Here is a 15,984-nt window from a genome sequence, read left to right on the forward strand (position 1 = left end):
CGTGGGTAACCTTTGGGCAACGCCGCACTGGAAATCCCGACTGAAATAGTCGAAATAGGGGCATGACCCGAAACGCCGTGCCAGCCTTGTCAAAATCAAAACCCCGCGATGGGGTGAATGGCCTTGCCGTTGCGGCGGTATGTGTGGCGATCATCTGTGCATTGCCGATGCTGGCCGTCCTGGTTGCAGCACTCAGCGGTGGCACCGAGACAGTTCAACACCTCATCGATACGGTATTGGGACGGTATGCGGCGACCACGCTGATGCTGGTGGTCATGGTATCGATCGGGACATTTGCAATTGGCGTCGGGGCCGCGTGGCTGGTCACGATGACGCGCTTTCCCGGTGCCAAGGTGCTGGAAATTGCACTGGTTCTGCCGCTGGCCTTTCCGGCCTATGTGTTGGCTTATGCCTATACCCACGTGCTTGATCATCCGGGCATTGTGCAATCTGTGCTGCGCGATGTGACAGGGTGGGGCCCGCGCGAATACTGGTTCCCTGAGATCAGATCGCTGGGCGGTGCGGCGGTGATGCTGATCCTCGTTCTATATCCCTATGTTTACCTGCTGGCCCGTGCGGCGTTTCTTCAACAAAGCGGCACGACCTTTTTGGCGGCCCGTGCCTTGGGATCAAGTGCTTGGGCCGCGTTTTTCAGCGTGAGCCTGCCGCTTGCGCGCCCGGCAATTGCCGGTGGCGTATTGTTGGCTGTGATGGAAACCATCGCGGATTTTGGCACCGTTGCGTATTTTGGGGTTCAGACATTTGCCACGGGCATCTACACCTCGTGGTTCTCGTTGTTTGACCGGGCCGGTGCCGCGCAGCTGGCGTTGTGTTTGCTGAGCTTTGCGCTTTTGCTGGCCATGTTGGAACGGTTGCAGCGCGGCCGTGCCAAGTACCATGATCCAGCCCGCAGAAGCCAAGCGATGCCGCCTGTGCAATTGAAAGGTTGGCATGCGGTCGCCGCAACGGTGCTTTGCGGTATTCCGGTGCTTTTCGGGGCAATGCTGCCGATCGTGATCTTGCTGACGATGGGTCTGGGGTCAGAGCAGGATCTGCTGAGCCCGCGCTATCTTGGGTTTATCCGTAATTCTGTCACGCTGGCCGGAGTTGCCGCAATACTGACGGTCCTCGCGGCGATCTGCGTCGGGTTTTTTCAACGGTCGCGACCGGGGCGCTTGGCGAGCAGTGCCGCCTATGTGTCGCGGTTGGGATATGCCGTGCCGGGGGGCGTTATTGCCGTGGGATTGCTGGTGCCGTTTGCCGCGTTTGACAACGCGTTTGATGCATGGATGCGCAGCACTTTTGATATCTCGACGGGGCTGCTCGTTACCGGATCGATCTGGTTGCTGGTGACCGCCTATCTGGTGCGGTTTCTCGCGGCGGCACTGGGTGCCTATGAGGGTGGGCAGGCGATGGTCCATGCCAATATGGATGCGGCCGCAAGGTCGCTGGGTCAAACGCCGATGGGCACCTTGCGCCGGGTGCATCTGCCCATTCTTGCACCGAGCTTGTTGACGGCGTTGCTGATCGTGTTTGTCGATGTGATGAAAGAATTGCCCGCAACGCTGATCATGCGGCCGTTCAACTATGACACGCTGGCGGTTCAGGCCTATCGGTTGGCGAGCGACGAGCGGCTGGACGGTGCAGCGGTGCCGTCACTGGTGATAGTCGCCATGGGGCTGCTGCCTGTGATCCTGATTTGCCGTCAGGTTGGGCGGCAGAAATGAGACGCAGGCACCCTGCGTCTCACCTGTCGAGCGATTGTTAGCCGCTTAGATTTTCTGCAAAATGGGCCAGCGTTCGATCCCACGCAAGCGTTGCTGCGGCTTCGTCATACCGTGGCGTCGTGTCGTTATGGAAACCGTGATTCACATCCGGGTAAAAGTGGACCGTGAACTCCTTTTGATTGGCCTTGAGCGCATCAGAATAGGCATCCCAGCCAGCATTGATACGTTCATCGAGACCCGCGTAATGGATCATCAACGGGGCCTCGATTCTGGGGACATCTGCGGCGTCGGGCTGTCGGCCATAGAAGGGCACAGAGGCCGCAAGATCGGGATAGGCCACTGCAAGCGCGTTGCACACACCGCCACCATAGCAGAAACCAACGGCACCAACCTTGCCTGTCGACCCTTCATGGTCGCGCAGGAATTCAAAGGCGGCAAAGAAATCTGCCATCAACTTGCCACCGTCCAGCGTGCGCTGCATCTCGCGGCCTTCTTCATCCGTGCCGGGATAGCCGCCCAAGGGTGTCAGGCCATCAGGGCCAAGCGCCATATAGCCAGCTTTGGCGCAGCGGCGCACAACATCTTCGATATAGGGGTTAAGGCCCCGGTTTTCGTGCACAACCAACACCGCTGGCAGGGGGTCGGTGGCTCCGGCGGGCTTGGCCATCAGACCTTTGATGTCCCCATGGCCATCAGGGCTTTGGTAGGTAATGACCTGGGTTTCGATATCGGGGTCATCGGGTGCCACTTGTTGGGCCAGCGCATAGTTGGGTTGCAGTTGTTCCAGCAGCATCGCACCGGTCACGCCGACAGCAGCATATTTTCCGGCCTGCGTGATGAATTCACGCTTTGAGACCTTTCCGTGGACATAGCCATCGTAAATTTCAAGCAGATGGGGATCAAAGTCTCGTGCAGTCTTGCGGGGGGCAGTCATGGCGAATCTCCTGATACTGTTTCATATCAGACAGAATAGGGCATACCGACGTTTCGTCGATATGCCCTGTTCATCACGATATCCGGCGCGGATTATTCCCAGCCAACCGCATCAAAGATTTTTTGTGCTGTGGGCAGGTTTTCCGCCACATCAGACAGGTTGACCTCGTCGGCCTTGAATGCGCCCAGCTGTTCAACCGATGCGGCCAAGGTGACGCCTTGGACAGCCGGGTATTCATCATTTCCTGCTGAAAAGTATTGCTGTGCCTGATCTGAGGCGAGGTATTCGAGGAATTTCACTGCGTTTTCCTTGTTTGGCGCATGGGCCGCAACCCCCGCACCCGACAGGTTCATATGCGCGCCGTTTCCGGCCTGATCAGGAAAGACATGACCGATTTTGCCGATGCTGGCGCTGACGCCGTCCACTTCGGTACGGATCGCACGGGCGAAATAATAGGTGTTGGACACAGCGATATCACATTCGCCCGAGACAATACCGCGCAACTGATCGGTGTCGCCGCCCTGAGGGGCGCGCGCCATGTTGTCGACCACGCCTTGCGCCCATTTCGTGGCGGCCTCTTTGCCCTCATGGGTCACCATGGCGGCAAGCAAGGTCTGGTTGTAGGTGTTGGATGACGACCGGATGCACACTTGGTTTTTGTAGGCTGGATCAGCCAGATCAAGATAGGTCTTTGGAGGATTGCCCACTGTTTCGACATTGTAGAAAATGATCCGCGCCCGTTGTGAAAAGCCGAACCACATGTTGTCGGCGTCCTGAAGGTTTGCCGGGATGCGCGCCTCAAGGGTTTCGCTGTCAATCGGCTGCAACAGGCCCATGTCCTTGGCCCGTTTCAGGCGGCTGGTATCGACGGTGATCAACACGTCAGCAGGTGAATTTGCGCCTTCGGCCTGCATGCGCGCGGCCAGTTCATCAGCATCGCCTTCAATGCGATTGATGGTGATGCCGGTCTGTTCGGTGAAATCGGAATATAGGCGTTCATCAGTGTCGTAGTGACGCGATGAATAAAGGTTTACCTCGCCCTCGGCGAAAGCGGGCAGCGCGACTGTCATAAGAGCAATTGCTGTGGTCGTTGATCTGAAAAGAGCCATGGGGGAACCTGAATGTTAAGTTAATCTGACTAAAACAGTAAGAAACAGATTCCCATCTGGGATGCAAGATATTCCTGATTATTTTACTTGGTTTTTCGCCCCACCGCTGTTCGGATGGGGCGAAACCCTTATTCTTGTGGCGCAATTTTGTCTTGGGTATTGATCTCAAAGTCCTTGGCATCATGACGCTCGTGCAACTGCATCGAGAGGTCATCGCCAAAGGTCCGGTTAACCATGCGGCCCCGTTTCACGGCGGGACGTGCATCAATCGCCTCGGCCCACCGCAACACGTTCTTGTAAGAAGTCACGTCGAGAAACTCAGCCGCTGAATAAAGCCGGCCCAGCACAAGTTGCCCGTACCACGACCAGATGGCGATATCGGCAATGGAATATGGGCCTGCAAGATATTCATTATCGGCCAAATGGCGGTCCAGCACGTCCAGCTGCCGCTTGGTTTCCATGGAAAACCGGTTGATCGGATATTCATATTTTTCAGGAGCATAGGCGTAGAAATGGCCAAATCCACCGCCCAGATATGGGGCGCTGCCCATCTGCCAGAACAGCCATGACAGCGCCTCGGTCCGTTGGGCCGGGTCCGAAGGCAGGAACGCCCCAAATTTTTCAGCCAGATAGAGCAGGATCGCCCCGGATTCGAAAACCCGTTGAGGTGTGTCACCGGAATGGTCCATCAACGCGGGTATCTTTGAATTGGGGTTCACATCGACAAATCCCGATCCAAATTGATCACCGTCCCCAATCTTGATCAGCCACGCATCGTATTCGGCACCGGGGTGACCAGCGGCCAGCAATTCCTCAAGCATGACAGTGACCTTGACGCCATTCGGGGTGGCCAGTGAGTAAAGCTGTAGTGGATGTTTGCCGACGGGCAGGTCTTTGTCATGCGTGGCCCCGGCGATGGGGCGGTTGATGCTGGCGAATTGACCGCCACTTTCGGCCTCCCATGTCCAGACTTTGGGCGGTGTGTAGATATCGGTCATATGGGCCTCGCTTCATTTGGGGTGATCGGTTGGACATATGTTGGCCTGAAGCGGGTGCAAGGGCCAGAGGGATCAGGGGTTTGTGATGGGAGGATGCAGGCAGACGGGCCAGTGAGATGTACCTAGTGCCCAATATTGTGGGAAGATGGCTGCTGTGAGGCCAAATCACTCTCCTGCAGCCTCTTCTCCCCGTAGGATTTCGAGTCGGTTTTCAGGAGCATCCGGCGCTAAGAAATTTGGGATGGTGTCATCGGTTCTCTTAGGTCGACCCAGAAATTCAGCCGGCCACTCTGTGACCCTTTCGGCCTTTACGTGAATGTATTCACCCGGCGAAGATTCATCCAGATATTCACGTTTTAGGATCAATGCCAATGGAGCCTTTGCACCCTCCAGATTACGTGAATACTCAAGAGCCTCTTCATAATTTTCAAAGCTGTAGTAGTAGTCCGAGCCGCATTCCAAATCATTCGCCTCAAGACGTGGGCTGCACCATACTTGCTATTCTAGGACCTCATCCCAAACATAGCCACCGCCTGCTTTCGCGGAAGCGGGATAAGTCCCGACCTTCTCAGGCGAAACCGCTCTTGGATAGAGGCTTTCTTTCTGTGCCATCTAATGGTCTATTTGATTGATTTCGACTGACGTGTATCAGTCGCAAGGAACGTCGCGCAATGGCAGCTTCGTCCGCAATCCGGTCATCCGGCAGTTTTTGTTGAGCGTCCGGTGCTGGTAGAAGCCGTCGTCCAAGTGAGAGTTTTCGAACGATGGCTTGCAATGCCTGCTTGACTTGATGAAGTGGTCATCTGAGTAAAACAGTCGGATGACCGCAAAGAACCCAATCTGACAGATTCTGCGCCGTGAACCAATGTCTGCTCTTGCTATCCTACAGCCGCGATCCGGGGAATTTTTCGACCATGTGACAGCTCACTGGCGGATTGTACCAATGCAGATGCGTTAATTCGGAAATGACGATACAGCTCGGCGATGGTTCCGGTCTGGCCAAAATGTTCGACGCCGTGCGGGATAGTCTGATGTCCGTGAACAGCCCCCAGCCAAGACAGCGTCGCCGGGTGACCATCAATCACCGTGATCAGGGCGCAATTGCGCGCCACATCTGCCAGCAGCGTTTCGATATGTGACTTAGCATCTTGAATGCCGTTTGCACGTGCCCGTTGCGCCGCCGTCCAGCCAGCATTTAATCGGTCTGCAGATGTCACGGCCAGAACGCCAACGTCGCGGCGGCCTTGGGCGATCTGCCCTGCCGCCTTGATAGCTTCCTGAGCCACAGCACCCTGATAAGCAATCACGATCTCGCAGTTCGGCCCCGGCTTGCGCAACCAATACGCGCCATCAATGGCCCCTTGGCGAAAGGCATCGTCATGGCGCTTGCCGGGCTGCTCAATCGGGTTGGTGGTCAGTCGCAGATAGACCGAGCCGCCGGTTTCATCGCGCAGCCAGGTGCGTTCATCCGGGTCGCCCTCGCCATCACGTTGCAGATAGTCGAAGGCCCATTCCATGATCAATGCGAGTTCATCAGCAAAGGCAGGCTCAAACGCCGCCAGCCCGTCCTGGCTCATCCCGATCAGCGGCGAGGCGATGGATTGATGCGCGCCACCTTCAGGGGCCAGCGTCACACCCGATGGCGTGCCCACGATCATGAAGCGCGCATCCTGATAGCAGGCATAGTTCAGCGCATCGAGGCCACGCGACACAAACGGATCATAGACCGTACCGATGGGGATCAGTCTTTTGCCAAATACCGAATGCGACAACCCTGCCGCGCCAAGCAGCAGAAAGAGGTTCATCTCGGCGATGCCCAATTCGATATGCTGACCCTCGGGCGTAAACTCCCATTTCGCCGTGGAGGGAATGTTTTCCGCCTTGAACGTATCTTCCTGATGGGCACGCGCAAACAGCTTGCGCCGGTTGACCCACGGGCCAAGGTTGGTTGTTCCGGTCACATCGGGCGAGGTGGTGACGATGCGCTGCGCCAGCACAGAGTCGCCCTTGGAAAGATCATCCAGGATCTTGCCAAACGCCATCTGGGTAGAGATTTCTCGATCCGAGGACAAGGCAATCGCCGGAACATCAATAATATCATCCGTGTAACGACGGCGGCCTTTGGAGAAGAACGGCGTGTTGTTCAGCATGTCCTCAAAGGCTGCGGGATCTGCGATAGTGGCAAATTTCTCCCACTCATCGCCCTCGGCCACACCCATGTATTTCTGCCATTCGGCCATCTGGGTCTTGTTCATCAGGCCTCCGTGATTGTCCTTGTGGCCTGCAATCGGCGTGCCCCAGCCCTTGATCGTATAGGCCAGAAAACAAACCGGGCGGTCATGATCAATCGACGCAAACGTTTCGGCCATGGTCTCGACGCAGTTGCCACCAAGGTTTTCCATCAAAGCGGCCAGCTCTTTATCGCTGCGCGCCTCGATCAGGGCGGTCACATCACCCTGATCGCCCAAAGCATCCATCAGACGTTGCCGCCACACGGCCCCGCCCATGAAGGTCAGCGCGGAATAGAGCTGATTGGGACAAGCATCAATCCACTTACGCAGCTTGTCACCACCGGGCTCAGCAAAGGCCGCCCGCTGCAGTACACCGTATTTGACCCGCACAACGTCCCAGCCGAAGGCGTCAAAGATCTGCTCAACACGCTGGAACAGCCCCTCGCGCACGATCCCGTCCAGCGATTGGCGGTTGTAGTCGATCACCCACCAACAATTGCGCAGATCGTTCTTCCAGCCTTCCTGCAGGGCCTCATAGATGTTGCCTTCGTCCAGTTCGGCGTCGCCTACCAGCGCAATCATCCGCCCCATCGGCGCGCCTTTGCCCCAGTCTTTCGCGCCAATGTAGTCCTGCACGATGGACGCAAAGGACGTGATCGCCACGCCCAGCCCCACCGAGCCGGTCGAAAAATCCACGTCATCCACGTCCTTGGTGCGGCTGGGATAGCTTTGCACCCCGCCAAAACCGCGGAAATTCTCCATCTTCTCGCGCGTTTGGTTGCCCATCAGGTATTGGATGGCGTGAAATATGGGCGAGGCATGCGGTTTGACCGCCACCCGGTCCTCGGGCTTGAGCGCCGAGAAATAAAGCGCCGTCATGATCGACACCATCGACGCCGAAGACGCCTGATGCCCACCCACCTTGATGCCATCGGCCTTAGGCCGAATGTGGTTGGCGTGGTGGATCATCCAATGCGACAGCCACAGCAAACGCTGTTCGATGGCTTTGAGGTCTTCGGACATGTCGAATTTCCTTATGCAGCGTTACGGGTTTGCGGTTTGGGCAAAGCTTGTTCCAAATCGTAAATCACGTCATCAATCCCCTCGAGCCCGATGGACAGGCGTACCAGCCCTTCGCTGATGCCGTGCAGGGCGCGTTCTTCGGGAGTGTAGGTGGAATGGGTCATGCTGGCCGGGTGCTGCACCAGCGTTTCCGCATCGCCCAGTGACACAGCGCGGGTGATCAGTTGCAACCTATTCATCATCGCGCGCCCCGCCTCCAGACCGCCCTCCAGCTCAAACGCAATCATGCCACCAAACTGCGCCATCTGTCTTTGGGCCACGTCATGCTGCTCAAAACTGGTTAACCCCGGATACCAGACTTTTTGCACGCCATGTGACTGCTCCAGCATCTCAGCAATAGTCGCGGCACTGGAGCAGTGCCGATCCATACGCAGTTCCAACGTTTTCAGGCCCCGCAGGATCAACATCGCATTAAACGGTGCCATCACGGCACCCGTCATATCCTTCATGCCATAGAGGCGAATTTCCGATACCAGTTCGGCAGAACCAACCAGCAGCCCCGCAACAACATCGCCATGGCCCCCCAGATATTTGGTGGCCGAGTGCAGCACAATATCTGCGCCATGTGTGATTGGCTGGGTCAGATAGGGTGTCGCATAGGTGTTATCGACAACAACAAGGGCCCCCTGCGCATGTGCGATATCGGACACGGCCCGAATATCCACCAGCCGCATATTGGGGTTCGCGGGTGTTTCAAAATACACCACCTTGGTCTTGTCGCTGATCGCGGCTGTCAGGTTTTCCGGCGTCGTCAAGTCGACATGGGTCACAGTGACTCCGAATTTCGCCAACCCGTGCTGCATGAACGAAAACGTGCAGCCATAGAGGGTTTTATCCAGGATCACCTCGTCTCCGGGGGCTAGCAATGTCCACATGGTCGCGGTGATCGCCCCCATCCCCGACGCCAGCGCCAATCCGGCCTCGGCCCCCTCCAGCACTGCGATGCGGCGTTCCAGTAAATCACATGTTGGGTTGGAAATCCGCGAATAGATATGCCCTGCGCGATCCCCGGCAAACATCTCTCCGCCCGCTTCTGCCGTCTCAAAGGCAAAGGTTGATGTCAGATGCAACGGCGGCGTCAAAGCGCCTTCGTTCTCCATCGGGTCATAACCATGGTGGATGGCACGTGTGGAAAAGCTGTCTGGACGATTGCGCATTGGATGGCTCCCTGGTTTCAGGGATCATAATATTGCAATAGGACAGCAGAAGATTTTAAATTATGCTTTGAATGGTATATATATTGGCACTATATGCTAATAAATGAAAAAAATAGACAATAAAGATCAACAGATCATCCGAGCGCTGCAGCGAAATGGTCGCATGACGAATCAAGACTTGGCGGCAGAGGTAAACCTGTCTCCTTCTCCCTGTCTTAGGCGGCTCAAGCTGCTGGAACAAAGCGGAGTGATCACGGGTTACAGTGCCAACATTGATGCGGATGCCTATGGGCTACCGGTCACTGTATTTGTTCATATCAAACTGGAAAGCCACACAGAGGCTAAGGTCAAGCAATTTGAAGCAGACATCGCGCGCGTAGATCAGGTTCTGGAATGCTTTGTCATGACTGGCGTATCGGACTACTTGCTTCGCGTGGTTGTGGTCGATCTTGCAGATTACGAAAATTTCGTACGTCGAAAGCTGCATTCTATTGGCAGTATCGCATCCATCGACAGCAGTTTTGTCTATGGTGTCGTTAAGAAAACAAACGTGTTTCCAACTATCAGGTAATGTTGGTTGGCAGTTAACAAGAGTTGATTAGCAGACATTGGCGCAGTCGAAGTGAAAGACCGGCCTTATGTATCAAACGCACCAACAATCTAGCTGAACAATCTGCCCACGCGAACCCATAATGCGGTATGCGGAAAACCTTTCACGGACTTATCAGAAAGCGCGGTGAAATCGCAGGCCAGCACAAGGCCGCTGTGAAGGTCGCAAACGCCCTCAAAGGCGATCTGGACGCCATAGACCGCGCACTGGTACTGTGTGGCTATGAGGACGACCCCGCCGGCATAGCGCCGCGTAGTAAGTACAAGCAGCTATTCGGGCGGGTTCAAGTGGCCCGCCGGCATAGAGCTTCACTTCTTCGCGTCGCGGGGAAACTGCGGCGGTGTGACTGGCACATAAGGGAAACGTCCGCGTTGCTTGGTTGCGGTTGTGCTGGGGTCGGTGCCGCCACGGACATAAACTTTGCCGGGATCATAATCGGGTCCGAAGTCCCAGGTCGGGAAGCGGCCGTGCTTCATGGCGTCATGAACGAACATGCGTTTTTTCTGCGAGTTGCGTATCCGCACTTCCAGGTCCGCCTCGTCCCACCGCTCCATCATGGCAGCGAACATGCGTTCGATCTGAGCTTGATGCTCAGGCGCGTCCGCAAGGTTGGTCAGCTCCAGTGGGTCAGCTTCCGTGTCAAAGAACATCTTGGGATCGGTACGCGTGTAGACCAGTTTTTTCGCCCCTTCGATCATGATGAACGCAGGGCCATAAAGGCTTTCGCCGGTGGATTCGATGAAAACGCGGTCATCAGGGCCGTTGCGTTCCGGTCGGTCCAGCAGGCTGCGTCCATCGTGAGGCGCGACATAACTATCGAAGCTGCCGCCGCTGGCGATATCGGTGAATGTCGGCATCAGATCAACGAGCGAGGCCAGCGCCTCCTCGCGATGACCGGCCTTGACGCCGGGGCCTTGCATGATCATCGGCACACGTAGCGAGGCCTCATAGGGATTGAATTTGAACCACATGCCACGTTCACCCAGCATTTCGCCGTGATCCGAGATCAGGAAAACATACGTATTGTCCAATTGCCCAATGCTTTCCAGCGTTTCGATCAGCCCGCCGACGAGTTCGTCAATATGGGTAACCATGGCGAAATAGGCGCGGCGTGAATTGTGCAGCTGTTCCGGTGTGATGTCGAATTCGTCCTGCCGGATGGTCATGAAATAGCGCTGCGACCAGGGGTCCCGCTCCTCGTAGGGGATAAAGGGCACTTCGGGTTCGGGGATGTCACGGCCTTCGTACATGTCCCAGTATTTGCGGCCTGCGACGAACGGATTGTGCGGTTGTGTGAATGAGACGTGCAGCATGAACGGGCGGTCGTCGGTGGATCGCGCGTGATCATAAAGCTCTTTACGGGCTGCGATGAACACCTCTTCGTCGTAGTCCAGTTGCAGGTTCCGTTCGCAAGAACCGGATTCAACCACGCTGAGCAGGCTCATGACCGAGGGGGCATAGGCCTCATCCGTTTTGTCCCAGTCCATCGTCCAGGCAAAATCGGACGGATAGATATCGGTGGTCAGGCGTTCCTCGAACCCGTGCAGTTGGTCCGGCCCGACAAAATGCATCTTGCCCGAAAGCGTTGTCTTGTAGCCAAGTTTCCGCAGGTAATGGGCATAGGTCGGTTCAGACGGCAGAAACTCGGCCCCGTTGTCGAAAACGCCGACATCCGAGGGCAGCCGCCCGGTCATCATCGAGGCGCGCGAGGGGCCGCAGACCGGGTTGTTGCAATAGCTGTTGGCAAAGGTCGTCCCATTCGCAGCCAATTTGTCGATGTTCGGTGTGATCGCATAGGGCTTGCCGTAAGCGGAAAGGCAAAGTGCGGTCATCTGGTCGGCTTGAATTACGAGGATGTTGGGGCGTGTCATGGGATTTCCTTGCGCAAGTGTCTCCGCCCGAACGCAGGCCCGGGCGGAGTTGGGAGGGGTGAATTATCCGCTGGTGCGGGTCACGAATTCCTCGATGCCGGGCACACCGATCTCACGGTAGTATTTCAGCGCGCCGGGGTGCAGTGGGGCACCAAACCCGTTCAAGACAGTTTCCTTTGACACCCGGCCAAAGGCAGGATGCACGCCGGCCAACATGTCGAGGTTTTCAAAAATCGCCTTGGTCATCTCGTAAACGCGATCCTCGGACACATCCGCCGAGATCACCAACCCGTTGGCAAGTCCGTAGCTGGGCGTTTCACCCGGCACGTCTTCATAGGTGCCACCGGGGATTGTGAGCCGGAAATAGGGTGGATACTTGGCGTTGAGATCGGCGAAAAACGCGTCGGAGATCGGGATCAGCTTCATGTCGCGCTGCGCGGACAGTTTGATTACCGGCGGCAGCGGGAAAGAGCCGTTCCAAAGCGCCGCGTCGATGTTGCCGTCGCTCAGCATGTCCACCATGTCGCCAAGACGCACGCGGAAGGCTTCGAAGTCCTCGCCCGCGACCATACCCATCAGCGCATTTGCGTCCAGCATCGACACACCACCTGGCTGACCCATGCCGACCCGCTTGCCTTTCAGATCCTCGACCGAATTGATCGGGCCGCCTTCTAGGGCGATGATATGCATTCCAACCGGTGCGATGGACATCCAGGACAGGATCTTGCCGGGCTCGGTGCCTTCATATGGCCCCGTCGCCGCCCAAGCTTCGTAAGAGGACAGCGAGGTTGCCATCGACGCCTCGATCTCACCATCCTGCAGTAGTTTGATGTTGGCGACGTAGCCTTTGGTCTCCTCCGCCGTGGCTTCAATGCCGTCGACGTTCTTGTTGATGACATCGGCGATGCCAGCCGACCACGTGTAGGCCGTACAGCCGACCGGGCAGGACCCGATGGACAGGAATTCGGCGTGGGCCGCGACCGGTGCAAGAACTGTGGCCGCCGCAAGCAGGGTGTTTCTAAGCGTATATTTCATTGGATATCTCCCTTTGAAGTTAAATTGACCGGTTCTGATCCGATTTCTGTTGTTTTTGTTGTGTGAGCTGTGCCCTTGCGCATGTGCCAGACGATCAGTCCTACTGCGACCAGCACCGCCAAAGCGTCTAATCGCCAGTCCGAGCTTACGAACAACAAGGCTGCCAAGGCAAAGCCAAGCCGTTCAATGATACTGAGGCGGTAGGCGAATACGCCCATCATCGCGATGCTGGCGCATACGCCGCCGGCAATTGCGGTGAGGAATGACAATACGACTTGGACCCAAGTGACGTCTATCCCCAGAAGGGCGGGATCATAGACGAAGAAATAGGGCACCGCGAAGGCACCCATGCCGAACTGGCAAGCCAGCACAGCGATCTTTAGCGGATTACCCTGCGAGATCGAAGCCGCCGCGTAGGCCGCGAGCGCGACAGGAGGCGTGATTGAGGACAACATCGCGGAATAGAGCACGAAAAGATGTGCCGCCAGAAGCCCGACGCCCAGATCAACAAGCGCAGGTGCGACCAACGTCGCCACAAGGATGTAGGCCGCTGCCGTGGGCAGACCCATCCCAAGGATCAGGCAGGTAAGCATGGTCAGCACCAATGCCAGCGGAAGATGCCCGCCAGACAGCAGTACGACGAGGGTCGAAAATTTCAGGCCGACGCCGGTGAGTGTGATAATCCCGATAATGCACCCTGCCGCAGCACAAGCCAGCGCCACAGGGATAACAGCATTGGCCGCCGCAACTGCAGTCTCGACCATTCGGCGCGGTGTTTGTGCCGATGCCCGGCTGAAGAAACTGACGATCACCGATGCCGCCACGGCCCAGAAGGATGACAGCATGATCGAATAGCCGTTCAGCAGCATGCCGACAAAGACCGGCAGCGGTGCCAACAGGTAGGACCGTCTTAAAATGGATTGCCAATCGGTGATCGAATCTGCGTCGCGCAGTAGGGGAATGTTCCGTTTGACTGCTTCGAAATGCACCATCGCCAGCAGGACCGCATAGAAGATCACCGCGGGCAGAAAGGCCGCTTTGGCGATGGTCAGGTAGGATGTCGAGGTAAACTCGGCCATGATGAATGCAGCGGCACCCATGACGGGCGGCATCAACTGCCCACCGGTGGAGGCGACAGCTTCGATGGCTCCGGCGGCTTCCTTGCGATATCCGCTTTTACGCATCAGTGGGATCGAGATCGGACCGGTGGTCAACACATTGGCCACGGCAGTGCCCGAGATCATCCCCATCAGGCTGGATCCGACGACGGCGGCTTTTGCCGGCCCGGCGCGCATCCTGCCCGTCAGCCCAGTGGCAAAGTCCATCAGCACCTGTCCCGCGCCGGTCTTTTCCAAAAGCGCACCCAACACAACGACCCCGGTGACAAAAGTGGCGCTGACACCCAAAGGTGTACCGAAGATACCACCGCCGCCCAGATAAAGTTGCGCGGTCACCCGTTTTAGGGAATAGCCCCGATGCGCCAGGCCGTCAGGCAGATAAGACCCAAGCAGCCCATAGGCGATGAAGATCGCCGCCAGGATCACGATGGGCCAGCCAATGGTCCGGCGGCATGCATCAAACAGCGCGATCACCAGAATAACGGCAAAGATGATCTCAAGCCCGGTGATTTCGCCCCAACGGTCGTTGATGGCGTCAAAATTGAAGATGTGATGTCCGGTCGCGATAATGCCCGCAGTCAGAACAACCACTATCCAAAGCGTTTGCAGGGTCCGCGACGGGCTGCTTGCCCCTTTGTCATTCAATGACGTACGCAGGGCCGCCACATACACCAGCGCCATCACCAGAAGCAGATGAGCACTGCGCTGAAGCCCGTCCGGAAAAACACCGAAATACGCGGTGTAAAGCGTCAGGCTGACCAGCAGCAAAGACACGATGCCGATGGTCCAGTCGAAAAACCTGTCTGGCAATGCGCTAAGCATAGGCTGCACCTTTGTCATGATTTGATGCACTGTCGTTCAGGCGTTCGAAATCGAGCCTGTCCGAATAACAGAACGTATGCAGCGCCAGAAGTGCTGCGGCCTCCGCAGGAGAAACCTCGCCTTTCACCAGTTGGAAGCTGTTGTTTGGGCCATAGCCGTAAGCGGCCGTCAGTCTTTGCTTGGCACCTTCAAAGTATGCGGTGCTTGATCCAAGAATTCCGCTCAGGATGATCAGCTCAGGTGCCAGGATCTTGGCCACCGGATCCAAGGCCTCGGCCAGTCCCGCCCCTGCTACTTGCAGGTACGGGGTGTTCGCGTCGTCATCGATCACTGCCAGAAGCGATGTCGCATAAACCGGAAGCTTCGAGCGATCAAATGTGTCATGGTCCAGTTTGCCCAACTTCGCCAGCACACCGAACCCCGTTGCGGAAAGGTTCAGACAGTCGTCTCGTCCACACGTGCAGCGCAACGGCTTTTGGTGCGAGCGGAAGTGACCAATGCGCCCGGCGTCACCAGAAGCGCCACGCACAACGCGCCCTTCCGAAACGGCTCCTACGCCTGCAAAGGTCGCAACATGGGCCAATGCGAATTCCGAAATGCCGCGGGCCGCGCCGAACCGCATTTCCGAAAGCGCAAGCGCGTTGGCGATGTTCTCGATCACGACGGGAAGGCCGGTGTTGCGGCGCACTTCTTCCCAGAACTGTCCGCCATCGTTTTCCCAGCCAAAATATTCCGATCGGACAATTTCGCTCCGATCTGGCGAGGTTTTGGCGGACAGGGCGACGCCGACACCAACGATCCGGCTGATGTCGATGTCCGTATCTTTGATCAGGGCGTTCAGTGCATTTGAGTAGAGGCGGGCAGTTTCGGCGGCGTCTTCAAAAGAGCTGTTGTTGACCTCCCTTCGGGCAATCGTCTGCCCGTTCGCATCGCAGATCGACACTTCCGAAAAATAGGCCGAGACAGTTATTCCAGCCGCAAAGACCCCTTGCGGATTAATCCGCAGGCCCTTGCGCGGACGTCCAAGACGGCGTTGCTTGCCGGTGTCTTCGTCGGGCAGATCGAATTCCTCGATGATCTCAGCACCAAGCAAATCCCGCGCGATCCGCGTTGCGGCCATCTCGGAAAAGCCAAAGCGTCGTGCCAATTCGGCGCGGGACACACCCGGTTCTGCCTGTATGCGGCTTAACATAAGGCCCCGGTGTGTGCGGCGGAGACTGGCGGGGGTGGCGCTGGAGGATTCTTTATTAACCATCTGTTAGTTTGTAATTGTGATAAATTGATTCTGT

Annotated in this window: 11 protein-coding genes; 2 read left to right on the forward strand and 9 right to left on the reverse strand. The window is 56.9% G+C overall.

Translation table 11 applies throughout. The features are described from left to right. Window positions 1-62 precede the first annotated feature (62 nt). Window positions 63-1,727 carry an iron ABC transporter permease gene (locus C1J02_RS02895; RefSeq protein WP_114877072.1) on the forward strand — a complete coding sequence of 555 codons (1,665 nt, stop codon included), beginning with the start codon at window positions 63-65 and terminating at the stop codon, window positions 1,725-1,727. Between the two features lie 37 nt (window positions 1,728-1,764). On the opposite strand, the gene yghX is transcribed toward C1J02_RS02895, so the two are convergent. The 5 genes from yghX to C1J02_RS02925 all read right to left on the reverse strand — a co-directional run bounded on the left by yghX (window position 1,765) and on the right by C1J02_RS02925 (window position 9,239). After that, window positions 1,765-2,661 carry a YghX family hydrolase gene (yghX, locus tag C1J02_RS02900; RefSeq protein ID WP_114877073.1) on the reverse strand — a complete coding sequence of 299 codons (897 nt, stop codon included), beginning with the start codon at window positions 2,659-2,661 and terminating at the stop codon, window positions 1,765-1,767. Between the two features lie 92 nt (window positions 2,662-2,753). Further along, entirely contained in the window at window positions 2,754-3,770 is a 1,017-nt protein-coding gene (locus C1J02_RS02905; protein ID WP_114877074.1) for a Fe(3+) ABC transporter substrate-binding protein, read from the reverse strand. Window positions 3,771-3,898: 128 nt separating this feature from the next. Beyond that, window positions 3,899-4,768: a glutathione-dependent disulfide-bond oxidoreductase gene (gene yghU / locus C1J02_RS02910; RefSeq protein WP_114877075.1), complete on the reverse strand. Its 870-nt coding sequence runs from the start codon at window positions 4,766-4,768 to the stop codon at window positions 3,899-3,901. Window positions 4,769-5,646: 878 nt separating this feature from the next. After that, entirely contained in the window at window positions 5,647-8,022 is a 2,376-nt protein-coding gene (locus C1J02_RS02920) for a 1-deoxy-D-xylulose-5-phosphate synthase N-terminal domain-containing protein (RefSeq protein WP_114877076.1), read from the reverse strand. Window positions 8,023-8,033: 11 nt separating this feature from the next. After that, window positions 8,034-9,239 carry a methionine gamma-lyase gene (locus C1J02_RS02925; RefSeq protein ID WP_114877077.1) on the reverse strand — a complete coding sequence of 402 codons (1,206 nt, stop codon included), beginning with the start codon at window positions 9,237-9,239 and terminating at the stop codon, window positions 8,034-8,036. Between the two features lie 112 nt (window positions 9,240-9,351). Between C1J02_RS02925 and C1J02_RS02930 the strand changes: the two genes are divergently transcribed. After that, window positions 9,352-9,810, forward strand: coding sequence for an Lrp/AsnC family transcriptional regulator (locus C1J02_RS02930; protein ID WP_114880335.1), 459 nt, complete (start codon window positions 9,352-9,354; stop codon window positions 9,808-9,810). 347 nt (window positions 9,811-10,157) lie between these two features. Here C1J02_RS02930 and betC read toward each other — a convergent pair whose 3' ends face one another. The 4 genes from betC to C1J02_RS02950 form a co-directional block, all read right to left on the reverse strand. Continuing rightward, window positions 10,158-11,720, reverse strand: a complete 1,563-nt coding sequence (betC, locus tag C1J02_RS02935; protein WP_114877078.1) for a choline-sulfatase — start codon at window positions 11,718-11,720, stop codon at window positions 10,158-10,160. Between the two features lie 63 nt (window positions 11,721-11,783). Continuing rightward, window positions 11,784-12,755 carry a TAXI family TRAP transporter solute-binding subunit gene (locus C1J02_RS02940; RefSeq protein ID WP_114877079.1) on the reverse strand — a complete coding sequence of 324 codons (972 nt, stop codon included), beginning with the start codon at window positions 12,753-12,755 and terminating at the stop codon, window positions 11,784-11,786. Continuing rightward, window positions 12,752-14,695, reverse strand: coding sequence for a TRAP transporter fused permease subunit (locus tag C1J02_RS02945; protein WP_162798213.1), 1,944 nt, complete (start codon window positions 14,693-14,695; stop codon window positions 12,752-12,754). Before C1J02_RS02945 ends, C1J02_RS02940 begins: the two co-directional genes overlap by 4 nt. Next, window positions 14,688-15,887 carry an ROK family protein gene (locus tag C1J02_RS02950; RefSeq protein ID WP_162798214.1) on the reverse strand — a complete coding sequence of 400 codons (1,200 nt, stop codon included), beginning with the start codon at window positions 15,885-15,887 and terminating at the stop codon, window positions 14,688-14,690. The genes C1J02_RS02945 and C1J02_RS02950 overlap by 8 nt, the downstream gene beginning before the upstream one ends. Window positions 15,888-15,984 lie beyond the last annotated feature (97 nt).

Origin of the sequence: Sulfitobacter sp. SK011 (assembly GCF_003352065.1) — a bacterium.
Lineage (GTDB): Bacteria > Pseudomonadota > Alphaproteobacteria > Rhodobacterales > Rhodobacteraceae > Sulfitobacter.

Coding starts and splice junctions, on each gene's coding strand:
- C1J02_RS02895 (WP_114877072.1), top strand. CDS start 63: ATGACCCGAAACGCCGTGCCAGCCTTGTCAAAATCAAAACCCCGCGAT.
- yghX (WP_114877073.1), bottom strand. CDS start 2,661: ATGACTGCCCCCCGCAAGACTGCACGAGACTTTGATCCCCATCTGCTT.
- C1J02_RS02905 (WP_114877074.1), bottom strand. CDS start 3,770: ATGGCTCTTTTCAGATCAACGACCACAGCAATTGCTCTTATGACAGTC.
- yghU (WP_114877075.1), bottom strand. CDS start 4,768: ATGACCGATATCTACACACCGCCCAAAGTCTGGACATGGGAGGCCGAA.
- C1J02_RS02920 (WP_114877076.1), bottom strand. CDS start 8,022: ATGTCCGAAGACCTCAAAGCCATCGAACAGCGTTTGCTGTGGCTGTCG.
- C1J02_RS02925 (WP_114877077.1), bottom strand. CDS start 9,239: ATGCGCAATCGTCCAGACAGCTTTTCCACACGTGCCATCCACCATGGT.
- betC (WP_114877078.1), bottom strand. CDS start 11,720: ATGACACGCCCCAACATCCTCGTAATTCAAGCCGACCAGATGACCGCA.
- C1J02_RS02940 (WP_114877079.1), bottom strand. CDS start 12,755: ATGAAATATACGCTTAGAAACACCCTGCTTGCGGCGGCCACAGTTCTT.
- C1J02_RS02945 (WP_162798213.1), bottom strand. CDS start 14,695: ATGCTTAGCGCATTGCCAGACAGGTTTTTCGACTGGACCATCGGCATC.
- C1J02_RS02950 (WP_162798214.1), bottom strand. CDS start 15,887: ATGTTAAGCCGCATACAGGCAGAACCGGGTGTGTCCCGCGCCGAATTG.